The organism is Mesorhizobium sp. BR1-1-3 (assembly GCF_020165455.1).
GTDB lineage: Bacteria > Pseudomonadota > Alphaproteobacteria > Rhizobiales > Rhizobiaceae > Mesorhizobium > Mesorhizobium ciceri.
In genome coordinates this window covers 76,164-98,232 of the sequence record NZ_JAIUIC010000006.1, presented here as the reverse complement: position 1 = coordinate 98,232, position 22,069 = coordinate 76,164, and the positions used below count along the sequence as shown (strand labels likewise).

Annotated in this window: 22 protein-coding genes; 10 read left to right on the top strand and 12 right to left on the bottom strand. The window is 63.3% G+C overall.

The features are described from left to right. The first annotated feature begins 68 nt into the window (after window positions 1–68). From ugpB to LB559_RS15275, 4 genes are all read left to right on the top strand, one after another. Entirely contained in the window at window positions 69–1,379 is a 1,311-nt protein-coding gene (gene ugpB, locus LB559_RS15290; protein WP_224674419.1) for a sn-glycerol-3-phosphate ABC transporter substrate-binding protein UgpB, read from the top strand. A gap of 158 nt (window positions 1,380–1,537) precedes the next feature. Continuing rightward, window positions 1,538–2,458, top strand: coding sequence for a sn-glycerol-3-phosphate ABC transporter permease UgpA (ugpA, locus tag LB559_RS15285; protein WP_224620169.1), 921 nt, complete (start codon window positions 1,538–1,540; stop codon window positions 2,456–2,458). Window positions 2,459–2,467: 9 nt separating this feature from the next. Next, window positions 2,468–3,316: a sn-glycerol-3-phosphate ABC transporter permease UgpE gene (ugpE, locus tag LB559_RS15280; RefSeq protein ID WP_013529415.1), complete on the top strand. Its 849-nt coding sequence runs from the start codon at window positions 2,468–2,470 to the stop codon at window positions 3,314–3,316. Between the two features lie 7 nt (window positions 3,317–3,323). Beyond that, complete coding sequence (locus LB559_RS15275; protein ID WP_013529416.1) at window positions 3,324–4,385, top strand: sn-glycerol-3-phosphate import ATP-binding protein UgpC; 1,062 nt, start codon at window positions 3,324–3,326, stop codon at window positions 4,383–4,385. Between the two features lie 36 nt (window positions 4,386–4,421). Here the strand turns inward: LB559_RS15275 and LB559_RS15270 are convergent, their stop codons facing one another. The 3 genes from LB559_RS15270 to LB559_RS15260 all read right to left on the bottom strand — a co-directional run bounded on the left by LB559_RS15270 (window position 4,422) and on the right by LB559_RS15260 (window position 8,263). Next, entirely contained in the window at window positions 4,422–5,504 is a 1,083-nt protein-coding gene (locus tag LB559_RS15270) for an ABC transporter ATP-binding protein (RefSeq protein WP_013529417.1), read from the bottom strand. After that, window positions 5,501–7,081 carry an ABC transporter permease gene (locus LB559_RS15265; RefSeq protein ID WP_024503777.1) on the bottom strand — a complete coding sequence of 527 codons (1,581 nt, stop codon included), beginning with the start codon at window positions 7,079–7,081 and terminating at the stop codon, window positions 5,501–5,503. Before LB559_RS15265 ends, LB559_RS15270 begins: the two co-directional genes overlap by 4 nt. Before the next feature lie 174 nt (window positions 7,082–7,255). Continuing rightward, window positions 7,256–8,263: an iron ABC transporter substrate-binding protein gene (locus LB559_RS15260; protein ID WP_013529419.1), complete on the bottom strand. Its 1,008-nt coding sequence runs from the start codon at window positions 8,261–8,263 to the stop codon at window positions 7,256–7,258. Window positions 8,264–8,524: 261 nt separating this feature from the next. Between LB559_RS15260 and LB559_RS15255 the strand changes: the two genes are divergently transcribed. The 3 genes from LB559_RS15255 (at window position 8,525) to LB559_RS15245 (ending at window position 11,890) form a co-directional block, all read left to right on the top strand. Further along, a complete protein-coding gene (locus LB559_RS15255) occupies window positions 8,525–9,076 on the top strand; it encodes a sigma-70 family RNA polymerase sigma factor (RefSeq protein WP_013529420.1) in 552 nt (183 codons plus the stop codon). A 1-nt stretch (window position 9,077) separates the two neighbouring features. Continuing rightward, the gene (locus LB559_RS15250; RefSeq protein ID WP_013529421.1) at window positions 9,078–9,716 is read left to right on the top strand and encodes an NrsF family protein; all 639 of its coding nucleotides are present in this window, start codon (window positions 9,078–9,080) and stop codon (window positions 9,714–9,716) included. A 134-nt stretch (window positions 9,717–9,850) separates the two neighbouring features. Further along, complete coding sequence (locus LB559_RS15245; RefSeq protein WP_224674418.1) at window positions 9,851–11,890, top strand: PAS domain S-box protein; 2,040 nt, start codon at window positions 9,851–9,853, stop codon at window positions 11,888–11,890. A gap of 56 nt (window positions 11,891–11,946) precedes the next feature. On the opposite strand, the gene LB559_RS15240 is transcribed toward LB559_RS15245, so the two are convergent. The 7 genes from LB559_RS15240 to LB559_RS15210 all read right to left on the bottom strand — a co-directional run bounded on the left by LB559_RS15240 (window position 11,947) and on the right by LB559_RS15210 (window position 17,587). Further along, window positions 11,947–12,825 (bottom strand): 3-hydroxybutyryl-CoA dehydrogenase, encoded by an 879-nt coding sequence (locus LB559_RS15240; protein ID WP_013529423.1) that lies wholly within the window; start codon window positions 12,823–12,825, stop codon window positions 11,947–11,949. A 207-nt stretch (window positions 12,826–13,032) separates the two neighbouring features. Continuing rightward, a complete protein-coding gene (locus LB559_RS15235) occupies window positions 13,033–13,962 on the bottom strand; it encodes an electron transfer flavoprotein subunit alpha/FixB family protein (protein WP_024503779.1) in 930 nt (309 codons plus the stop codon). Window positions 13,963–14,120: 158 nt separating this feature from the next. Then, the gene (locus tag LB559_RS15230) at window positions 14,121–14,870 is read right to left on the bottom strand and encodes an electron transfer flavoprotein subunit beta/FixA family protein (protein ID WP_013529425.1); all 750 of its coding nucleotides are present in this window, start codon (window positions 14,868–14,870) and stop codon (window positions 14,121–14,123) included. 198 nt (window positions 14,871–15,068) lie between these two features. After that, entirely contained in the window at window positions 15,069–15,869 is an 801-nt protein-coding gene (locus LB559_RS15225) for a rhomboid family intramembrane serine protease (protein WP_024503780.1), read from the bottom strand. Between the two features lie 28 nt (window positions 15,870–15,897). Further along, on the bottom strand, window positions 15,898–16,479 hold the full coding sequence (locus tag LB559_RS15220) for a cob(I)yrinic acid a,c-diamide adenosyltransferase (protein ID WP_013529427.1): 582 nt from the start codon (window positions 16,477–16,479) through the stop codon (window positions 15,898–15,900). A gap of 25 nt (window positions 16,480–16,504) precedes the next feature. Next, the gene (locus tag LB559_RS15215) at window positions 16,505–16,696 is read right to left on the bottom strand and encodes a twin transmembrane helix small protein (protein ID WP_013529428.1); all 192 of its coding nucleotides are present in this window, start codon (window positions 16,694–16,696) and stop codon (window positions 16,505–16,507) included. Between the two features lie 24 nt (window positions 16,697–16,720). Beyond that, the gene (locus LB559_RS15210; RefSeq protein WP_127365830.1) at window positions 16,721–17,587 is read right to left on the bottom strand and encodes an SDR family oxidoreductase; all 867 of its coding nucleotides are present in this window, start codon (window positions 17,585–17,587) and stop codon (window positions 16,721–16,723) included. A gap of 55 nt (window positions 17,588–17,642) precedes the next feature. Between LB559_RS15210 and LB559_RS15205 the strand changes: the two genes are divergently transcribed. After that, window positions 17,643–18,494 carry a YihY/virulence factor BrkB family protein gene (locus LB559_RS15205; RefSeq protein ID WP_013529430.1) on the top strand — a complete coding sequence of 284 codons (852 nt, stop codon included), beginning with the start codon at window positions 17,643–17,645 and terminating at the stop codon, window positions 18,492–18,494. Between the two features lie 94 nt (window positions 18,495–18,588). Here LB559_RS15205 and LB559_RS15200 read toward each other — a convergent pair whose 3' ends face one another. Next, entirely contained in the window at window positions 18,589–19,509 is a 921-nt protein-coding gene (locus tag LB559_RS15200) for a DMT family transporter (RefSeq protein ID WP_224674417.1), read from the bottom strand. 145 nt (window positions 19,510–19,654) lie between these two features. Beyond that, window positions 19,655–20,530 (bottom strand): tRNA glutamyl-Q(34) synthetase GluQRS, encoded by an 876-nt coding sequence (gene gluQRS / locus LB559_RS15195; RefSeq protein ID WP_224620177.1) that lies wholly within the window; start codon window positions 20,528–20,530, stop codon window positions 19,655–19,657. A gap of 74 nt (window positions 20,531–20,604) precedes the next feature. Between gluQRS and LB559_RS15190 the strand changes: the two genes are divergently transcribed. Together LB559_RS15190 and LB559_RS15185 are read left to right on the top strand one after the other, a co-directional pair. Next, window positions 20,605–21,246: a DNA-3-methyladenine glycosylase family protein gene (locus tag LB559_RS15190; RefSeq protein ID WP_013529433.1), complete on the top strand. Its 642-nt coding sequence runs from the start codon at window positions 20,605–20,607 to the stop codon at window positions 21,244–21,246. A 128-nt stretch (window positions 21,247–21,374) separates the two neighbouring features. Further along, a complete protein-coding gene (locus LB559_RS15185; protein WP_006328497.1) occupies window positions 21,375–21,932 on the top strand; it encodes an HNH endonuclease in 558 nt (185 codons plus the stop codon). Window positions 21,933–22,069: the final 137 nt, after the last annotated feature.

Below are 22,069 nucleotides of genomic sequence, written 5' to 3'. Positions count from 1 at the left end.
GTCATGAGCGACACATATTGCCTTCGCGGGAGTGCCCCCTTTCGCCAATGACAAACGGGAGATGAAACATGAAGTCCTTCGGCTTCGCGGCCGGTGTTGCCGCTACCTTTATGACGCTTTCCTCAACCTCCGCTTTTGCCGTCACGCAGATCAGTTGGTGGCACGCCATGACTGGCGCCAATGCCGAAGTCGTCGACAAGATCTCCAAAGATTTCAATGCCAGCCAGAGCGACTATGAGCTCGTTCCGGTGTTCAAAGGCACGTATCCCGAGACGCTGAATGCCGGCATTGCCGCCTACCGCGCGGGCCAGGCGCCAGACATCATCCAGGTGTTCGACGTCGGCACCGGCGTGATGATGGCGGCCGAAGGTGCCATCAAGCCCGCAGCCGATCTGTTGACCAGCGCTGGAATGACCTTCGACAAGAGCCAGTATCTGCCAGGCATAGTCGGCTATTATTCGAAGCCGGACGGCACCATGCTCTCCTTCCCCTACAACTCCTCCTCGCCGATCCTTTATTACAACAAGGATATCTTCAAGAAGGCTGGTCTCGACGTCGATAGCCCACCCAAGACCTGGAATGAAGTGTGGGAAGACGCCAAGAAGATCAAGGCGAGCGGCGCGGCCGCCTGCGGCTACACCTCGACCTGGCTGACCTGGATACATCTGGAGAATTTCGCGGCCTGGAATGACGTGTCATGGGCCACCCAGCAGAACGGTCTGGCCGGCGGCGATGTCGAGCTCAAGATCAACGCGCCGATTTTCGTCAACCATTTCCAGGCGCTGGCGGACCTCGCCAAGGACGGCACCTTCAAATATGGCGGCCGCACCTCCGAAGCCAAGCAGATCTTCCTTGCGGGCGAATGCGGGATCATGACCGAATCGTCCGGCGGGCTTGGCGATATCGTCAAGTCCGGCATGAATTACGGCATTGGCCAATTGCCGTATGACAGCGACGCCAAGGGTGCGCCGCAGAACACGACGCCGGGTGGCGCCAGCCTGTGGGTTTTCGCGGACAAATCCGATGAGGAATACAAGGGCGTCGCGGCCTTCTTCGCCTACCTGTCGAAGACCGAGGTGCAAGAATACCTGCACCAGAAGTCGGGTTATCTGCCGGTAACGCTGGCGGCTTATGAAGCGACCAAGAAGTCCGGTTTCTATGACAAGAATGTCGGCCGCGAGACCCCGATCCTGCAGATGACGGGTAAGACGCCGACCGACAATTCCAAGGGCGTACGTCTGCCGAATCTGCCGCAGGTGCGCGATATCCAGAACGAGGAGTTCGAGAAGATGCTCGCCGGCCAGCAGACCGCGCAGCAGGCGCTCGACAATGCGGTTACGCGTGGCAATGCCGCGATCAAGGAAGCGCTGGGGAATTAGAGCGAGCGCAGGTCCTTGCTCTACGGCGCACCTACCTGTCCCGCCGGGCATCTCCCCTCGGTGAGGGGAGTTTTGCCGTGCCTTGCGATTTCGCCAATGGTCGATGATGCCCAGTCCGAGACGCTCATCAAAGCCATCTTGGCGGAGAGGGGTGCCGCATGGTGCCGCCCGCCTCATCACCTCGGAGTGGCTCCGTGACCCCTCGCGTCGTGTTCCCCAACAAGGTCCTTCCCTACCTGCTTGTGGCGCCGCAACTGGCCATCACGCTCGTTTTTTTCTACTGGCCGGCCGGTCAGGCGTTCTACCAATCCATGCTCAGGCAGGATCCGTTCGGGCTGAGGACCAAGTTCGTCTGGTTCGCCAATTTCAGGAAAGTGCTTGCCGATCCGGCCTACCTGAACTCGATCAAGGTCACGGTGGTGTTTTCCCTTGCGACCGCTATCGTCGCCATGTGCGTGGCGCTCCTGCTTGCGGTCATGGCAGAGAAGGTGGTGCGCGGCAAAGGTCTCTACCGCACGCTCTTGATCTGGCCCTACGCGGTGGCGCCGGCGATTGCCGGTATGCTGTGGCTGTTCCTCTTCAACCCTTCGATCGGGTCGCTGGCCTACATGCTGAGGAGTTTCGGCATCGCCTGGGATCCACTGCTCAATGGCACCCACGCCATGATCCTGCTGGTGTCCGCCGCTGCCTGGAAGCAGATAAGCTACAATTTCCTGTTCTTCGTCGCCGGCCTGCAGGCGGTGCCGAAAGCCTTGATCGAGGCGGCGGCCATGGACGGCGCCGGCGAGACCAAGCGATTCTGGACCATCGTCTTCCCGCTGCTTGCGCCGACGACCTTCTTCCTGCTGGTCGTCAACACCGTCTATGCCCTGTTCGACACGTTCGGCATCGTCCATGCCGTCACCGGGGGCGGTCCGGGCAAGACGACTGAGACGCTGGTCTACAAGGTCTACAATGACGGCTTCGTCAATCTGATCCTCGGTGACTCGGCGGCGCAGTCGGTTATCCTGATGGTCATCGTCATCTCGCTCACCGCCATCCAGTTCCGCTATGTGGAACGCAAAGTCCATTACGGCTGAGGGCGAGCGATGATCGGCCAGTCACCGCTCCGCACCGTCATCGCCCACGCCATGCTGATCCTCGGCATATTGATCGTCGCCTTCCCGATCTACTACACGTTCGTTGCCTCGACGCAGACGCTGCAAACGATCCTCAGGCCGCCATTGCCGCTCCTGCCCGGCGATCAGTTCTGGAACAATTACAGCGAGGCATTGTTCGGCGGTGTCGGCCGCATCGGCGGCGTCAGCGTCGGCAGGCTGCTGCTCAACACGACGATCATGGCGCTCGGCATCGCGGTGGGAAAGATATTCATCTCGATCCTGTCTGCCTATGCGATCGTGTTCTTCCGCTTTCCGCTGCGCATGACCTTCTTCTGGCTGATCTTCATCACCCTGATGCTCCCCGTCGAGGTGCGCATCCTGCCAACCTACAAGGTGATGGTCGATCTCGGCATGATCGACACTTATGCGGGCCTGATCATCCCGCTGATCGCCTCGGCCACCGCCACGCTGCTGTTCCGCCAGTTCTTCATGACGATTCCTGGCGAATTGGTTGAGGCGGCGCGGGTCGACGGTGCGGGGCCGTGGCGCTTCTTCTTCGACATCCTGTTGCCGCTGTCGCGGACAAATATCGCGGCGCTGTTCGTCATCCTCTTCATTTATGGCTGGACACAGTATCTGTGGCCGTTGCTCGTCACCAACAGCAGCAACATGAACACGATCGTCATCGCGCTCAGAAAGATGGTCTCCTTCGCCGATGCCGATACGCAATGGCACCTGGTCATGGTTACAGCGATGCTGGCCATCGTGCCGCCGATCCTGGTCGTGGTGCTGATGCAACGCTGGTTCGTTCGCGGCCTGGTCGATTCCGAAAAGTGAGAAGCTGATGGCGACCGTCGATCTGAAGGATGTGAAGAAGGTCTACCCCAGCGGTTTCGAGGCCGTGAAGGGCGTTTCAATCGCGGTTCCCGACAAGGAGCTTTGCGTGCTGGTCGGCCCGTCGGGTTGCGGCAAGTCCACGCTGCTCAGAATGATCGCCGGGCTTGAAACCATCTCCTCGGGAACAGTTGCGATCGACGGCAAGATCGTAAACTCAACCGGTCCGACCGAGCGTGACATCGCCATGGTGTTCCAGAACTACGCGCTCTATCCGCATATGAAAGTCTACGACAACATGGCCTATGGGCTGCGCAACCGCGGCACGCCGAAAGATGAGATCGACAGCCGGGTCCGCGCGACGGCGAAAATACTGGAACTTTCGGCGCTGCTCGACCGCCGCCCGCGCGAGCTTTCCGGCGGCCAGCGCCAGCGTGTCGCCATGGGTCGTGCCATTGTGCGCAATCCGAGGGTTTTCCTTTTCGACGAGCCGCTTTCCAATCTCGATGCCAAATTGCGTGGCCAGATGCGCGTCGAGATAAAGAACCTGCAGCGCTCGCTTGGCGTCACGTCGGTCTATGTCACACATGACCAGCTCGAGGCGATGACGTTGGCCGACATCCTCGTCGTCATGAATGCCGGACTGGTCGAGCAAATGGGGGCGCCGCTCGACGTCTACGAAAGGCCGGCCTCGACCTTCGTCGCTTCCTTCATTGGCGCGCCGCCGATGAATCTCCTGCCCCTTTCGCAAGGCCCGGCTGGTCCGGCGCTGGCTGATGGCAAGACGATTGAATTTGCGCCTGCGAACGCCGTCACGCTCGGCTTCCGCCCCGAGGATGCCGACGTCACCTTCGGAGCCGAGGCACCGTCCGGCGCGCTCATTCTGCCGGCGCTGGTCGAGGCAGTCGAACCGGTAGGCGCCGAAAGTTTCCTTCACTGTGCTGCAGGTGGCAGCAGGATCGTCGTGCGGGTCGCGGGTCGCGCCACCGCCACGGTTGGCAACCAATTGCGCGTGGTTGCCAAGGCAGAAAAGCTGCACTGGTTCGATCAGGCCGGAAAGCGCGTCGGCTAATCAGAAAGATATGCCTACGCTCCACCCACGCGGCGTTCAGGCGAAGACATGCGCCTTTCCCGATACAGTCAGCCGGACGATCTCGCCGACCGCCGGCGCGTCCATGCCCGGTTTGCGCAGGACCAGCGGCGTGTTGCCGATCGCTGCCGCATCGGGCGGATCGGCATTGTTCAAGAGCCGCACCGCGACCGTGCACATCGAGCCGGCGAATTCGGATTCCGTCACCTCGCCGAACAGCATGTCCGAGGTGCCGGACATACCCTCGCGCGACGTTCTCTTCAGCGCGATCTGCTCCGGGCGAAGCATGATGCGGGCGATATCGCGGCTGTCATGGGTGTCGACCGCGATGCGGCCGAGCGGCGAGTTGGCGAAGCCATTTGATATCTTGGCCGGCAGGATGATGGCGTCGCCGAGGAATTCGGCGATCATCCTGTCCTTCGGCTTGAGATAGAGCTCGCGCGGCGTGCCGATTTGCGAGAACTTGCCGTCGCGCATCACCGCGACCTGGCTGGCGAAGGACAGCGCTTCGGCCTGGTCGTGCGTCACCAGGATGGTGGTGATGCCGGCGGCCTCCAGAAGTTCGGCCACCGCCTTGCGCATCGAGGCGCGCAGGCCGGTATCGAGCGCCGAGAACGGCTCGTCGAGAAGCATCAGCCTGGGCTTCATCGCCATGGCCCGGGCCAGCGCCACACGCTGCTGCTGGCCGCCGGAAAGCTCGTGCGGGCGGCGTTTGAGGATCGCCTTGTCGAGCCCGACGATGTAGGCGAGCTCGACGATGCGCTCAGCGCGCTTGTCCTCGCCGCGGCCCATGCCGAAACCGATATTGTCGCCAATGGTCAGATGCGGAAACAGGGCACCATCCTGCGCCACCACACCGATGCCTCGGCGATATGCCGGCACCGCAGCGCCGCCGTTGGCCAATATGGCACCGTCGAGCGTGATGTGGCCCTGGTCCGGAGCCTCGAAGCCGGCAATCAGCCGCAGCAGGGTCGTCTTGCCGCAACCGGAAGGACCGACGATCGCCGTCCGGCTGCCGCTGGCGACGCTCAGGTCGACGCCGGCAAGGGCCGCCACGGGACCGTATTGCTTGTGCAGGCCGCTGATTTCGAGAAAGCTCATCGTCCGGCCATCCGTTTCGACTGGACATAGAGCAGCCAGGTCAAGGGCAGCGACATCGCCACCATGATGAAGGCGTAGGGTGCCGCCGAGGCATAATCAATCTCGCCACTGTAGGACCAGAAAGCCATCGCCAGCGTGCGGGTGCCGTTGGGCGCCAGCATCTGGGTGGCGGTCAGTTCGTTCATGATGCCGAGCGCCACCAGGGCCATGCCGGCCGCGGCACCCGGCGCCGACAGGCGGATCGTCGTCGACCACAGCGCCTGCAGCGGCGGCCGGCCGAGGCTGGAAGCGGCGCGTTCGAGCTCGACCGGCGCCTGCGCGATCGATGCCCGCAGGCTGACCAGCGCGCGCGGCAGGAACATCAGCGCATAGGCAACCAGGATGGTGAACAAGGTCTGGTAGAGCGGCAGCGCGATGCGTACGGTGATAGTGACCAGCGCCAGTGCGATGACGACCCCGGGCAGCGAGCCGACGATGTAGTTGCAGCCCTCCAGAAGACGCTGCAATGGCCCCGGCGCGCGGATCGAGATCCAGGCCATCGGCATGGCGGCGACGGTGGCGAGCAACGCGCCGGCGAGCGCCAGGAACAGCGTCTGGCCAAGCGCCAGGCCGATCTCGTCCAAGCGCCAGACAGCGGAGCCGCCGGCGGCAAGCCAGCCGCCAATGGTGACGAACGGCACGCCGAGCGCCAAAAGCGTGATGACGACTAGCAAGAGCAGGCTAGGCAGGGTGGCGCGTCCGAGGCTTGTGCGTTGCTGATGGCGCGCCGCGCCGGAGCCGACACGGGCATAGCGCTCCTCGCCGCGCACCAGCACTTCGAGGCCGAGCAGCACGAAGCAGCAGCTGACCAGCACGCCGGCCAGCATGTTGGCGGCCGGTCCATTGAAGGTCGACTGGAACTGGTCGACGATCGCCGTGGTGAAGGTGTCGAAGCGGATGAAGACATAGAGGCCGTACTCGGCCAGCAGATGCAGGCCGACCAGCAGCGAGCCGCCGCAGATGGCGAGCCGCAATTGCGGCAGCACGACCCGCCAGAACACGCGCCGGGGCCCAAGGCCGAGTGCGGCGGCGGCGTCTTCCAGGGCGGGATCGAGACGGCGCAACGCCGCCGACACCGGCAGATACAGGAACGGGAAATAGGCGATCACGGAAACCAGCACGCCGGCCCACAGGCCGTGTAGTCCCGGCACCATGGTGACCCAGGCATAGCTGTGCACAAAAGCCGGGATGGCGAGCGGCGCCACGCACAGCCAGGCCCAGAGCCGGGCGCCCGGCAGGTCGCTGCGCTCGGTCAACCAGGCCAGCGAAACCGACAGCACGATGGTGATCGGCACCGAGAGCGCGACCAGCAGGACAGTGTTGACCAGAAGCTCGCCGACACGCGGCCGGAAGACCAGTGCCGAGACTGTTTCCCAGCCGGTCTGCACCGCGATCCAGATGATGAAGGCAAGCGGCACCAGCGCCAGCAGCGCAACGAAGATGGCGGCGAGGACCAGCCAAAGCGGTGCGCGTCGCCGAGCCCTTCGGCCTGTGCCCGAAGGCAGGCCCGAATGCGCGAGATCGACCGCGGACTGCATCAGGTCAGACGCCGTGCCGTTGCCGTCCAGCGGCAGCAATTGAAAGACCGCGATCGCGGTCGGGAACACAGCGTGTCGTCATCGACGAATGCCATCTCGAAAAACAAAATCACTCCCGCGGAAGGCGAATTCCCGCGGGAGCGTGGTCGGGTGTCCTTTTAGGACGAATGGCAACTAAAGCAAGCCGGCTGCCGTCATCAGATCGGTGACCTTCTTGGAGTTCAGCGTCGTGGCATCGACCTTCGGCGCCTGCAGATCGGCGAGCGGCACCAGCTTCGGGTTGGAGTCCGCACCCTTGCCGACCGCGTACTCGAAGGAATCGCCGGTTTTCAGCACGTCCTGACCGCCTTTGCCTGTCAGCCATTTCAGGAACGCCTGGGCTTCCTTCGGATGCTTGCTCGAAGCCAGCACACCGCCGCCGGAGATCGAGACGAAGGCGCCCGGATCCTGGTTCTTGAAATAGTGCAGCGCGACATTCTTGCTGTTTTCGCCGGTCTTGGCCTGATCGCCGAAATAGTAATAGTGATAGATCACGCCGCCTTCGATCTCGCCGGCATTGACCGCCTTCATCACCGTGCTGTTGCCCTTGTAGGCGGTGAAATTGGTTTTCATCGCCTTCAGCCAGTCGGCGGTAGCGGCTTCACCTTTGAGCTGGAGCAGGGCGCTGACGATGGCCTGGAAATCAGCGCCCGACGGGGAGGCGGCCCAACGGCCTTTCCAGCTCGGATCGGCGAGGTCCAGCATCGACTTGGGCAACTGGTCGGCAGTCAGCTTGGTCTTGTTATAGGCAAAGACCGTGCTGCGCGCGGCAACGCCGACCCATTTGCCGCTGGCCGGCTGATAGTCCTGGGGAACCTGTGCCAGCGTGTCCGCGTCGACCGGCGCGAACAGGCCGGCGCTTTCGACCAGCGCCATGGCCGGTGAGTTTTCGGTCAGGAAGACGTCTGCGGGCGAAGCAGCGCCCTCGGCGACGATCTGGTTGGAGAAATCGCTGTCGCCGCCATTGCGCACGGTGACCTTGATGCCTGTTTCCTTGGTGAAGCCTTCGGCCCACGCCTTGGTCAGGCTTTCGTGCTGGGCGTTGTAGACAATGATGCCATCCTCTTCCGCCTTTGCCGGACCGGCGATGAGGCTGATTGCCAGCGCGGCGGCGCCGGCGAGGGTGGAAAGAGCGTATTTCATGGCATTGTCCTCGATTTCGGGGGTCCTAGGTCTGTCACGGCTGCACCTATCGATACATGACAGCTATAGTCAACATTGTTGGTGTGCTTCAATCGGTCGCTGACGTGCAAAGGTGGGTGCCGAACGGACAATTCCGCGTGATGCTCACGGTTCGGCGGTGCCGCAAACTTTCGTGATTTGCCGACAGTTTGGCTTGGACATTATTTCGCCGGCCACGTAACAAATCAGCGCCGAGACGCGAAAATCGGGGAGTGAACTCTTGTGAGCGGCAAGGACGAGGCCGAACTTTCCCGGCTGATGCGGGCCGCGATCGCGGGAGATGAAAGGGCTTACGCCGACTTTCTGCACCGGATTGCCGCGCTGGTTCGCGGTTTTGCCAGGCGCAAGATCGTGCAGGGCGGGGTCGATCCCGAGGATGTCGTGCAGGAAACCTTGCTGGCCATTCATGTGAAACGGCATACCTGGCGTCAGGATGCGCCGGTGTTGCCGTGGGTCTATGCGATTGCCCGCTTCAAGCTGATCGATGCGTTCAGGCGGCGCGGACGGCGCATCGAGATCGACGTCGACGATATCGCCGAGACGTTCGCCGAGCCGGAAACCGAGACCGTCAGCGAGCGCGACATCAACCGTGCATTGGACGGTCTGTCGCCGGCTCAGCGCTCCGTGGTCTCGGCCGTGTCGGTGGAAGGGCGGTCCATCGGCGAGACGGCGGCAAAGTTCGGCATCAGTGAGACGGCGGTGCGGGTGTCGCTGCATCGCGGACTTGCCGCGATAGCCAAGCGATTCGGGCAGGGGCGGTTCGGGCGGGAATGACATGAGAACGGACGATCTCATCAAGGCGCTGGACGCCGATGCAACCAGCAAGGCGATGCCGCTGCAATCGGCCTGGTGGCTGGCCGCCGGTGCGGCAGCGGTGATCGCGGCCGTCGTTTTCCTGCTGACCATCGGCCCACGCCCGGATTTCATGGCGGCCGCGCACACGATGCGCTTCCTTTCCAAATTCGTTTTCACCATCGTGCTTGCCGTCAGCGCCTTCGCCCTGATCCGCGCCTTGTCGACACCGGGTGCGTCGACGGGCCGGGCGATGGTTGGGATGGCTGCGGCGCCAGTGCTGGTAGCCGTGGCGGTGGTTCTGGAGCTTTTCATGGTGCCGGAGGCGCTGTGGGGAACCAAAATGGTCGGCTCCAACATGATGATCTGCATGGCTTTCATCCCGCTGATCGGCCTCGGTCCGCTTGCCATCTTCCTGTGGATGCTGCGCTACGGGGCGCCGACACGGCCGGTGCTTGCCGGTGCGGTGGCAGGCCTGCTCGCCGGCGGGCTGGCGGCAACCTTCTATGCCGCCCACTGCTTCGACGATTCGCCGCTTTTCGTCGCCACCTGGTACACGATAGCCATTGCAGCGCTCGCATTGCTTGGCGCGCTCGGCGGACGGTTTTTCGTGCGCTGGTAGCGTTGCGCCACGCTAGCCCGCTCGCGCATACCGATCCTTAATCATGCCGGCAATTGTTTGCCGGTTAGCGATGGCACCGGAATGCCTGACGCAACCTTTCCTTAAAATCGATCCGCCAAGGTTGAGGCGAGAACATGCGTTTGCGCACGGGGGTGGCACGTATCGTGATGTGGCGAGGATTGACCAGCCGAGAATCTCTTGGGCGTGCAGGGCTGGCGTTGCTCGTCGCCGGCCTGGGCGTGCTGGCGGCCTCGATCCTGCTGTCGCGCCTGGACCTGGGCACCGAAGCCTTGAAACTCTGCCTGCAGATCGCGATGGCAGTGGCGGCGGGCGCGCTGTTCCTCGCCGCCCTGTCCACCCGCAGGATCAGCATGGATCGCCAACAGATCGCCGAGAGCGAGCTGCGCTTCCGCCGCGCCATGGAGGATTCAGCGATCGGTATCGTCGTTGTCGGTCTCGATGGGCGCATCCGCCAGACCAATCCGGCCTTCGCGGCCATGCTTGGCTACACAAGCGAAGAGATCGAGGCGCTGACTTTCTTCCAGATCACGCATCCCGACGACCAGCAGATCGGGCGGGAGACGATGGACGATCTGAAGGCGGGCACGGTCAATTCCTTCCATTTCGAGAAGCGCTATCTCCGCAAGGACGGAACGCCTGTCTGGGCCCATCTTGCCGGTTCGGTCATTCGCGATGAGACCAGCGGCCGCCCGCTCTATCTCGTCTCGCAAATCGAAAACATCGACGCTCGCAAGCAGGCCGAGGCGCGCATTGCCGAAGCGGAAACGCGTTGGAATTTCGCGCTCGCCGGCGCCGGCCAGGGCGTCTGGGACCTCGACATGCGCAAGGGCGGCACGACCTATTCCTCGACCTGGGTCAAGATGCTGGGCTATGCGGATGGCGAGCTCGATGGCGACACCGACCGCTGGCTGACGATGATCCATCCTGATGATCGCGAGACTGTCGCCGAAGCGGATCGCGCTCATCTCGAGGGCAAGACACCGTTCTTTGAGGCCGAGTTCAGGATGCGCCACAAGGATGGCCACTGGGTGTGGATCCTCGACCGCGGCAAGGCCATCGAACGTGATGAGGATGGACGGCTGATCAGGGCCATCGGCAGCTTGACCGACATCACCCGCCGCAAGGAGGCCGAAGAGCGCCTCACCGTGTCGGCGGCAATGCTTGCCGATGAAAAGGAGCGGCTGAGGGTGACGCTGCAATCGATCGGCGATGCCGTGATCTGCACCGATGCCGCAAACCGGATCACCTTCATGAACCCGGTCGCCGAAAAGCTGACCGGGATTGCCGGCGGCGAGGCTCTCGGCAAGATGCTTGGCCATGTCTACTGGGCGGTCGATGAGGAGACGGGGCACAGGATCGGCGTGACCCGGCCCGCGGTTGGCGTTCATGCGCCCGCCGACCAGAACAGCCGCGCCGTCCTCATCCGGCGCGATGACACGCGCTGCAGCATTCGCCAGGTGGTGTCGCCGATCGTCAACGACCGCAACGAATTCTGCGGGCTGGTCATCGTCTTCCAGGACTTTACCGATGCGCGCGCGCTGCAGCGCCAGCTCGCCCACGCCGCGGCACACGATGCGCTGACCGGCCTTGCCAACCGCTCCAGCTTCATCCGCGCCATGGAGGACCTCGTCGGCCAGGCGCGCAAGGACGGCACCGCCGACACGACACGGTCGGTCGGCGACACGACAAGGTCGGTCGGAGGCGCCGGACATCAGTTCATGTTCATCGACCTCGACCACTTCAAACTGGTCAACGACACGGGTGGTCACGCGGCGGGAGACGCGCTGCTGAAGCGGGTCGCCGTGGCTATTCGCGGCGTGCTTGGTCCAGACGACATCGTCGCTCGCCTCGGCGGCGACGAATTCGCGGTCGTTTTGAAATCGGGTTCGGCAGCCGGCGCCAAGATCGCGGCGCGCTCCATCATCGATGCGATCGGCGGGCTAGACTTCACCTGGGACGGCCGTCCTCACGTGATCGGCGCCAGCATCGGGTTGGCTGCGATCAATGCCAATTGTGGCGAGGTCGACGAGATCATCGCCAGGGCCGATGCGGCTTGCTATGCCGCCAAGGCGGCGGGCCGTGGCTGTGTCTCCGTGGCGCCCGACGCACAGATCGTGGATGGCCGGACAGAGCCACTGGCGGTGGCCTCCTGATAGACCCGTGGCCGTTGAACCGAAAGGCTTGTCCCTGATTTGCGCCGACGATCCGCTCAGCGCGTCGGGACGGGATGCTCGCCGCGATAGTCGTAGAAGCCGCGCCCGGTCTTGCGGCCGAGCCAGCCGGCCTCGACATACTTCACCAGGAGCGGGCAAGGGCGGTACTTGGAGTCCGACAGGCCGTCATGCAGCACCTGCATGATCGACAGGCAGGTATCGAGCCCGATGAAGTCAGCCAGCTGCAGCGGCCCCATCGGATGGTTGGCGCCGAGCCGCATGGCCGTGTCGATGGCGTCGACCGAGCCGACACCCTCATAGAGCGTGTAGATCGCCTCGTTGATCATCGGCAGCAGGATGCGGTTGACGATGAAGGCAGGAAAATCCTCCGAGACCGTGATCGTCTTGTCGAGCTGCTTCACATAGGTCTTGGCTGCCTCGAAGGTCTGGTCCTCGGTGGCGATGCCGCGCACCAGTTCGACCAGCTTCATCAGCGGCACCGGGTTCATGAAATGTATGCCGATGAACCGCTCGGGCCGGTCGGTCTGCGCGGCAAGCCGCGTGATTGAGATCGACGAGGTGTTGGTCGCCAGGATGGCTTCGGGATTGAGCTGCGGACAAAGCTGGGCGTAGATCTTGCGCTTGACCGTCTCGTCCTCGGTCGCCGCCTCGATCACCAGGTCAGCACCCGCAAGATCGGCCATCGCGGGCGCGGCCGAAATGCGGCCCATCGCATCGTTGCGCACCTTCTCGTCGAGCTTGCCGGACCCCACCTGGCGGGCCATGTTGCCGCTGATCGTGGCGATGCCCTTCTCGATGCGGTCGGGCGAGATATCGTAGATCAATACCTTGTAGCCTGAAAGCGCGGAGACATGGGCGATGCCGCCACCCATCTGGCCCGCGCCGATGATGCCGATCGTCTCGATCTTGCTCATTACACCGATCCCGTCCTGAACCCTTCCGCTTGAACTGCGAAAGCGCTCCACCTTTTATTTTACCGCAATCCCGGACGCAAAACCGCTGCGCACTTTGCTGGATTGCTTTCAGCCTTTGCGGCCTGCTTTTTGTGCGGTGCAAACTAAAAGGGCGGGGCGACTTCGTCTACCCCACCCTCACCATTTAATACGCTTTGGCAGAAAGCGTCAAAGCGCCTTTTGCAGTTCCGGCAGGATGACGAACAGGTCCCCGACGAGGCCGTAGTCGGCAACCTGGAAAATCGGCGCCTCCTCGTCCTTGTTGATGGCGACGATGACCTTGGAATCCTTCATGCCGGCAAGGTGCTGGATGGCGCCGGAGATGCCGACCGCGATGTAGAGATCGGGGGCAACCACCTTGCCGGTCTGGCCGACCTGCCAATCGTTCGGCGCATAGCCGGCATCGACGGCGGCGCGGGAAGCGCCGACCGCGGCGCCGAGCTTGTCGGCAACCGGCAGGATGACCTCCTGGAATTTCTCCGAGGAGCCCAGCGCGCGGCCGCCCGAGATGATGATCTTGGCCGAGGTCAACTCCGGACGGTCGGTCTCGGAAAGCTTGTTCTCGATGAAGGTGGAGAGGCCCGGATTGGCCGCGGCCTTGACGGTCTCGACGGCTGCCGAGCCGCCCTCGGGGGCTGCCTGGAAGGAGGCGGTGCGCACGGTGATCACCTTCTTGGCGTCGCTCGACTGCACCGTCTGGATGGCGTTGCCGGCATAGATCGGCCGCTTGAAGGTGTCGGGCGATACGACTTCGATGATCTCGGACACCTGCGCGACATCGAGGAGCGCAGCCACGCGCGGCGCGACATTCTTGCCCGACGAGGTCGCCGGCGCGATGATGGTGTCGTAGGCGCCCGCCAGCGACACAATGAGCGCTGCCGTCGGTTCGGCCAGGCGCTCGGCAAGCTCGTCGGCCTCGGCCAACAGCACCTTGCTCACGCCCTTCAGCTTGGCGGCAGCGTCGGCTGCCGGCTTGGCGCCCTTGCCGGCAACCAGCACATGCACGTCCGAGCCGATCTGCAGCGCGGCCGACAGCGCCTTGGCGGTCTGGTCGGAAAGGGTTGCGTTGTCGTGTTCTGCAATCAGAAGAATAGCCATTGATGATATTCCTGACTTTCGTCTTCGCGGCTCCCTGAAATCCGGTCAGGCCGAGTCGAAAACGGTTGGTTTCGAGAACCGGAGCGGAGCGTACTTCTGTACGTGAGCACCGGAAGCGGAGAAGCCAGCCGTTTGCAGGCCGGCCTCATCGGATTTCCTTACAGCACGCCGGCTTCGTTCTTCAGCTTGTCGACCAGCTCAGCGACGCTCTTGACCTTGACGCCTGCCTTGCGGCCGCTCGGCTCTTCGGTCTTGATGACCTTCAGCCGCGGCTTGACGTCGGCGCCGTAGTCGGCCGGGCTCTTCTCGTCGAGCTGCTTCTTCTTGGCCTTCATGATGTTGGGCAGCGAGGCATAGCGCGGCTGGTTGAGGCGAAGGTCGGCGGTGACGATCACCGGCATCTTCAGTTCCACCGTCTGCAGGCCACCATCGACTTCGCGCGTCACCTTGGCCTTGTCGCCGTCGAGCACGATCTTGGAGGCGAAGGTGCCCTGCGCCCAGCCCAACAGTGCCGCCAGCATCTGGCCGGTCTGGTTGGAATCGTCGTCGATCGCCTGCTTGCCGAGGATGACGAGGCCGGGCTGCTCGGCGTCGACGACGCCCTTCAGCACCTTGGCGACGCCGAGCGGCTCGGTCTGTTCGTCGGTCTTGACCAGGATGGCGCGGTCGGCGCCCATGGCGAGCGCCGTGCGCAGGGTTTCCTGCGCCTGCTGCGGGCCGATCGAGACGACGATGATTTCTTCCGCCTTGCCAGCTTCCTTCAGCCGGATCGCCTCTTCAACCGCGATCTCGTCGAACGGGTTCATCGCCATCTTGACGTTGGCGAGCTCCACCGCCGAACCATCAGCCTTCACGCGAACCTTGACGTTCGCATCCACAACCCGCTTCACGGGCACAAGGATCTTCATTTGCCTGTCACCTCTTCACGCTAATTGGGCGCGCTATAACAGCCTGCGCCCGTTCTGAGTTGTCGAAAGCCGACATTCCAGGTGGAAATTCTGGCCGGATGGAAATTCTGGTCTTTGCCCGCCTTAGGTTGCGGCGGAGACGTTTCCGTAGTTGCGGCAACCCTGCACGTCAATACGCTGCAAGTGGCTCAAATCGGTTCAGTCCGAACTGGAAGCGTTTCCGCGTCCCCAGCGCGGTGTCGCGGCGGGTTGATCGGGGATCAGCGGTTCCGTGGCAACCGGCGGCTGGTCGGGCGCGGCGGGCGCGACGTCTTCGTCGGCGCCGGCAAACAGCGGCACGCCGCGGCTACGCAAGACAAGCACCAGAACGGCGCCGGCGATGATGCCGCCGATATGGCAGGCCCAGGAGATCTGATCCTCGCCGCCGGCGGCAAACATCACCACCTGGAAAAGGACCCACAGGATGAGCGGGATGAAGGCCGGAATGCGCAGCGGGATGCGGGCGAAGGCCAACACCCAGACCTTCACCCTGGGATAAAGGATCAGATAGGCGACGACCACGCCGGCGATGGCGCCCGAGGCACCGATCAGCGGCACCTGCGAGTCCCAGGCGACGAGGCCCTGGAAGGCGGCGCCGGCGATCGCGCACAACAGGTAGAAGATGAGGTAGCGGATGTGACCGAGCGCGTCCTCGACATTGTCGCCGAACACCCACAGGAACAGCATGTTGCCGCCGAGGTGGAAGATGTCGGCATGCAGGAAGGAATAGGTGAGATAGCTCAGGCTTTCGGGGATGACGATAAAACGGGGATCGAGCTCGGCGGTGTCATGGACGACCGACGGGATGAAGCCGAGACCAAGCACGGCGGCATTGGAGAAACTCTCGCCGCCGAGCGCGGTGGCGAGGTAGACCAGGGCGTTGACCACGATCAGCCCGATGGTCACATATTGCAGGCGGATATGGCGCAGCCTGTTGGTGTCGTAAAGCGGGATGAACATGCCCCAGGCCCTCTTCCGCTTTCGACAATCAGCGGTTCTTGCCGGGAACCCATAGCACGTCGGCGTTTCCGTTGTCATTGACCGCCCGGGCGGCGACAAACAGGAAATCCGAGACGCGGTTGATGTATTTCAGACCGTCGCGGTTGACGTGCTCGTTCGGGTCCTGGGCCAGTGCGACCATCAGCCTTTCGGCTCGCCTTGCCACGGTGCGGGCAAGGTGAAGTGCCGCCGCCGCCGCTGTGCCGCCATTGAGCACGAAGGATTTGAGCGGCTGAAGCTCCTTGTTGAGAAGGTCGATGTCCTTTTCGACCCGGTCGGTCTGCACGGCGACGATGCGAAGCGGCTCATAGCCGAGCGGCTTGCCGTCGTCGGGTACGGCGAGATCGGCGCCGAGATCGAACAGATCGTTCTGGATGCGGGACAGCATGGCGTCGATCGCGGGATGGGCCGCGGCCGTGTGGACCCTGGCGATGCCGATGCAGGCATTGGCCTCGTCGACCGTGCCGTAGGCCTCTACCCGCAGATCGGATTTCAGCCGCCTCTCGCCGGTGCCGAGACCCGTGGTGCCATCATCGCCGGTGCGGGTGTAGATCTTGTTGAGCTTGACCATTTCGCCTCCCCGGCCGCCGGCATCCTCACTTGCGGGTGAAATACACCGCCAGCAGGATCAGCACCAGCGCCACGGCCTGCAGCATGACTCGCGCCTGCATCAGCTTGTTCGAGGTGACGCCGGAGCCGCCGCGCATCATGTTGATGAGGCCGCGAACAAGCACGACCGCAACGGCGACCATGACCAGAATGGCGAGAATGTTGAAGACGGTTGCCATTGCTTCGTTCCAGTTGGTTGGCGTTCAGGCGCGTTTGGCCATCAGGCGGTAAAGCATCGATGCCGGCAGGATGCGTCTGAGCACCGCGCCGATCCTGGCGGGCACTGTTACCACATAGTGCGGGCGTGGGCGCCGCGACAGAAGTGCATGGCGCAGCGCCGCATGAACCACTTCCGGCCCTGGCTTCAAGGCCGATTGGCTGCCGCCGGCCCGCAGTCGCTCGAGTTGCGCCGCATAGTCCACGCGGTGCACGGAATTCTCGTGGTCGATGTTGCTGAGAAACCAAATGAGGCCATTGCTGGCGATCTTCGACTTCACCGGCCCCGGCTCGATCAGCGAAACGTGGACGCCGCTGCCGGCCAGTTCCTGGCGCTGGCAGAGCATCAAGGCCTCCAGTGCGTGCTTCGACGCCGAATAGGCGCCGCGAAAGCGCACCGGCACGAGGCCAAGGATCGAGGAGCAGTGGACGATGCGGCCCTGACCCTGGCGGCGCATCACCGGCACCAGCCGGCGGGTCAAATCATGCCAGCCGAAGAAATTCGCCTCGAACTGCTGCTTGAGCGCGGCAACGGGCAGATCCTCGACGGCGCCCGGCTGCGCATACGCGCCGTTGTTGAACAGGGCGTCGAGCCGGCCGCCGGTGCGGTCGAGCACCGCCGTCACCAGCGCGGCGATGGAGTCCGGCTCGCAATAATCGAGATAGAAGGCCTCGATGCCATCGGCTTCGAGCGCGGCGATATCCTGTGGCTTGCGCGCCGTTGCGAACACCCGCCAGCCTTCCGCCTTCAACGCGCGGGCGCAGTACGCGCCTATTCCCGAAGACGCACCGGTGATGATAATCGAGCGCAACTTCTGCGCCGGACCGTTCGTGGTTTCGCCAAGGGTTGCCATTTGCCGCAATCCCTTCCCATATTCCCGGCGTGGAGACAATTGGAGGGCGCGGTTCTTGTTGCGGAAGATCGTAGCCCTCAAGCGGGTCCTCTACGACGCACTTGGTCATTTCAACACCGATGACGGCTGGGCGATGGCCAGCCATCTGGCGATCACCTCGCTGATGGCGCTGTTCCCGTTCCTGATCTTCGCGACGACGCTGGCGAGCTTCCTCGGCGCGCAGGCGTTCTCCGACACGGCCGTGCATCTGGTCTTCGACACCTGGCCCGAACAGATCGCCAAGCCGATCGCGCGCGAAGTGCTCAATGTGCTGACCGTCAGGCGCACCGACCTTTTGACCTATGGTGTGGTGCTTGCGGCCTATTTTGCCTCGAACGGCATCGAGGCGCTGCGCACGTCGCTCAACCGCGCCTACCGCGTCTCGGAAACGCGCGGCATCATCTACCGCCGGGTGCAGAGCATCATCTTCGTGCTCATCGCCACAGCCGGTTTCCTGGCGATCAGCGTGCTCCTGGTGTTCGCGCCGCTGCTGGCGCGGCTCGCCGAAGCCCATATCGACTGGATCAAGCCCTATATGGGCACCATTACGCTATGGCGTTACGTCATCGCTTCGGCGGTCATTGTCGGCGGATTGTTTGCCGTCCATTTCTGGCTGCCGGCGGGCAAGCGCCGCTTCGTGTCGCTGGTGCCGGGCATCGTCTTCACGCTGGCGGCATGGCTTATCGGTTCGACCATCTTCGCCACCTATCTCGACCACTTCTCGTCCTATGTGACGACCTATGCCGGCCTGGCCTCGATCATGATCGCCGTGGTCTTCCTCTACATGGTGTCTGCGATCTTCATCCTCGGCGGCGAGCTCAATGCCGCGATCAGCCGCTACCTGGAGGCGCGTGCGCGGGTGGGATGACAGGGCGAATTGAGGAATTGAAGAACTGAAGAATTGGAGAAAAAGCGGGCCATATCCGGCGCTGTCTGTGCTTCTTCCTCAATTCCTCAATTCCTCAATTCCTCAATTCCTCAATTCCACAATTCCTCAATTCCACAGTTCTTCCCTTGGCCTGCCGCGCCGTTGCCAGGCCGACGCCGAATGTCGTGATCGCCATGCCGGCAATCTGAAGTGCGTTGAGCTGCTCGTCGAACAGGGCCCAGGCGATGATCGCCGTCACCGCCGGCACCAGGTAGAACAGCGAGGCCACCTTCGACATCTCGCCGTCGCGGATCATCACCATCAGCAGGAAGATGGCGCCGAGCGACAGCACCAGCACCAGCCAGGCCATGGCGAAGATGAGTTCGCCATTGATGACGACCGTGTGGGTTTCGAAGGCAAGGGAGGCGACGAGCATCAGCGAGCCACCGCCGACATATTGCCACATGGTCGCCGCGACGAGGTCGCCGCCGGAGGCAAAGCGCTTCTGCCAGATGGTGCCGGCGCTCATGCCGAGCACCGAAACCAGCGAGGCGGTCAATGTCGCCGCGGTCACGCCGCCGCCGAGCGCGCCGAGCTTCGGCCACAGCACGATGACGATACCGATGAGGCCGATGCCAAGGCCAAGCCAGTGACGCGGCAGGATCGCCTCGCCGAGGAATTTGCCGGCCAGCACCGCCGTGATCAGCGGCTGCAGGCCGACGATGAGGGCCGAAAAGCCGGCCGGCATGCCCCTGTGGATGGCCCAGAACACAGCGCCGAGATAGACGCCATGCATCAGGATGCCCGCGCCGGTGGCATGCAGCGCCTCCTCGCGGGTGGCTTTTTTCGAACCCAATACAAGCATCAGGACGGCCAGCAGGATGGCGGCGATGACGAACCGCGCGGCGAGGAAGGTGAACGGCTCCGCCCATGGCATGGCGTAGCGCGCGCCAATGAAGCCGGTCGCCCACAGAACGACGAAGGTGGCGGGAATGAACCGCTTGATGCTGTGCATGTTCCGGAGTCCGCCGCACTGGAGAGAATTGCCGTGGCGATGCTCTAATCCCGTTCACCCCGGCGCGCAAAGCGAAACGGTTGATCCATAGATCACCGGAATTCAACGCCGGCCCATCTGGGGTGGCTTCTTGGTCTCACCGGGCTCAAAGCCCGACCATTCGCCTGATGTCGTCAGGCGATGCGCCGGCATGGCGCAAGGCGGCAAGGCCGGTATCGCCCAGGCTCTTCGACAGTTTTCGCCCGTCGGGCCCGAGGATGAGGCGATGATGGAAATAGGCGGGTTGCGGCAGTCCCAGGAGTTGCTGCAGCAGGCGCTGCACGCCGGTGGCGGAAAACAGATCTTGTCCGCGCACGACGTGGCTGACACCTTGCAGGGCATCGTCCATGACGACGGCGAGGTGGTAGCTGGTCGGGATATCGCGGCGCGCCACGATCACGTCGCCCCAGTCCTGCGGACGGGCTTCGATCGAGCGTGTCGCGGAAAGCGTCTCGTCGGCGAATTCGGTCCAAGACAGGTCCTTGCCGACACGCGCCAAGGCGGCATCGACATCCAGCCGCCAGGCGAAGGGCGCATTCCCGGCGATCCGCCGCTGGCGTTCCTTGACTGGCAGCGCCTTGTCAGCGGCGGGGTAGAGCGGCACGCCATCGGGATCGCGCGGCCAGTCGCGCCCACGCTTTTCACTGTCGGCGATGAAGGCGCGGATCTCGCCACGGCTCATGAAGGCGGGATAGACGAGTTCCTCCCGGACCAGCCGCTCGAGCACCGCCTGGTATTCGGCGAAATGCTCGGATTGGCGGCGCACCGGCTCTTCCCAGCCAAGCCCCAGCCATTCCAGGTCGGCAAGCACGCCGGCCTCGAATTGCGGCGTGCAGCGCGTCGTGTCGATATCCTCGATGCGCAGCAGCAGGCGGCCGTCCCCCCGTGCCGCCAGCTTCCGGTTGAGCAGCGCCGAATAGGCGTGGCCGAGATGCAGGTCGCCATTGGGGCTGGGCGCGAAGCGGAATGTCAGGAGTGTCATCTCTGCGGCGGCAATCGGGTTGTGCGGCGGTTTTGCCAATTGCTACCGTGCTGCCGGTTCAGGAACAAGAAAGCATGCAGCGTATCGCGACATCGGACGACATTGCCCGGGGGCTCGATGCGCTTTGCGTGATCGACCCGCGCCTGGAAAAGGTGCGCGGCATGGCCGGCGAGGTGCCGCTGCGGCTGTCCGAACCGGGGTTTCGAAGCCTGGCGTCGATCGTCGTCTCGCAGCAAGTGTCCCGCGCCAGCGCCGATGCGATCTTCGGCCGGCTGACCAAGCTCGTCGATCCGCTGACGCCGCAGGCCATCCTGGCCGCCGGCGAGGACATGTTTCGCGAGGCCGGCCTGTCGCGGCCGAAGCAGCGTGGCCTGATCGCAATTGCCCAGGCCGTGGTCGACGGCCTCGACCTGCATCACCTCTGTTCGCTCGATGCCGAGGAGGCGATCACGACGATGACGGCGGTGTCCGGCATCGGCCCGTGGACGGCGGAAGTGTACCTTTTATTCGCCGCCGGGCACCCCGACATTTTCCCCGCGCGTGATGTCGCGCTGCAGAGCGCGGTCGGCCACGCGCTCGGCATCGAGCCGCGTCCGCCGGAGAAAACGCTGATCGCATTGGCCGAATCATGGAGCCCGTGGCGAGGTGTCGCATCGCGGCTTTTCTGGTCCTATTATCGTGAAACCAGAGGGCGGGACGCCGCGCCGCCGGCCTGAATCCGCGAAAAATCATAAAAATCATGCATTTTTGGCGCTTCAGCGACGCGACAATCCGCTTCACATCCCTGTCATGTCGGGCTTACAGTATCCGTGCCGTTCGGGTCTAGAACCAAGGAGGTGAACACGTGACGGTTGCCGTATCTCCGGATGGGCTTCCAGCACTGGTGCTGAATGCGGATTACCGTCCGCTCAGCTATTACCCCTTGTCGCTCTGGTCGTGGCAGGACGCTATCAAGGCGGTGTTCCTCGACCGGGTGAACATCGTCGCCGAATACGAGCACGCCGTCTCCTCGCCGACCTTCTCGATGAAGCTGCCGAGCGTTGTCAGTCTTAAGGCCTATGTGAAGCCCTCCAGGCACCCGGCCTTCACCCGCTTCAACGTCTTCCTGCGCGATCGCTTCCAGTGCCAATATTGCGGCACGCCGGAGGACCTGACCTTCGATCACGTCATCCCCCGCCATCGCGGCGGCGCGACGACGTGGGAGAATGTCGTTGCCGCCTGTTCGCCGTGCAATTTGAGGAAGGGCGGCATGATGCCGGCGCATGCCAAGATGTGGCCGCTGCAGAAGCCTTTCCAGCCGACGGTGCACGATCTGCACAACAATGGCCGCCTGTTCCCGCCCAACCATCTGCATGAGAGCTGGATGGATTATCTCTACTGGGATGTCGAACTCGAACCATAGAGTTCGGCACAAATCCGCCATGCTGGCCGCCTGACGCAGCTTTCTGCGCTTCCGGTGCTCACGTACTTCAGTACGCTCCGCTCCGGTTCTCGAAAGCCGCGCCATCCGACTCAGCCTGGCGAATTTTTGCTCGAACT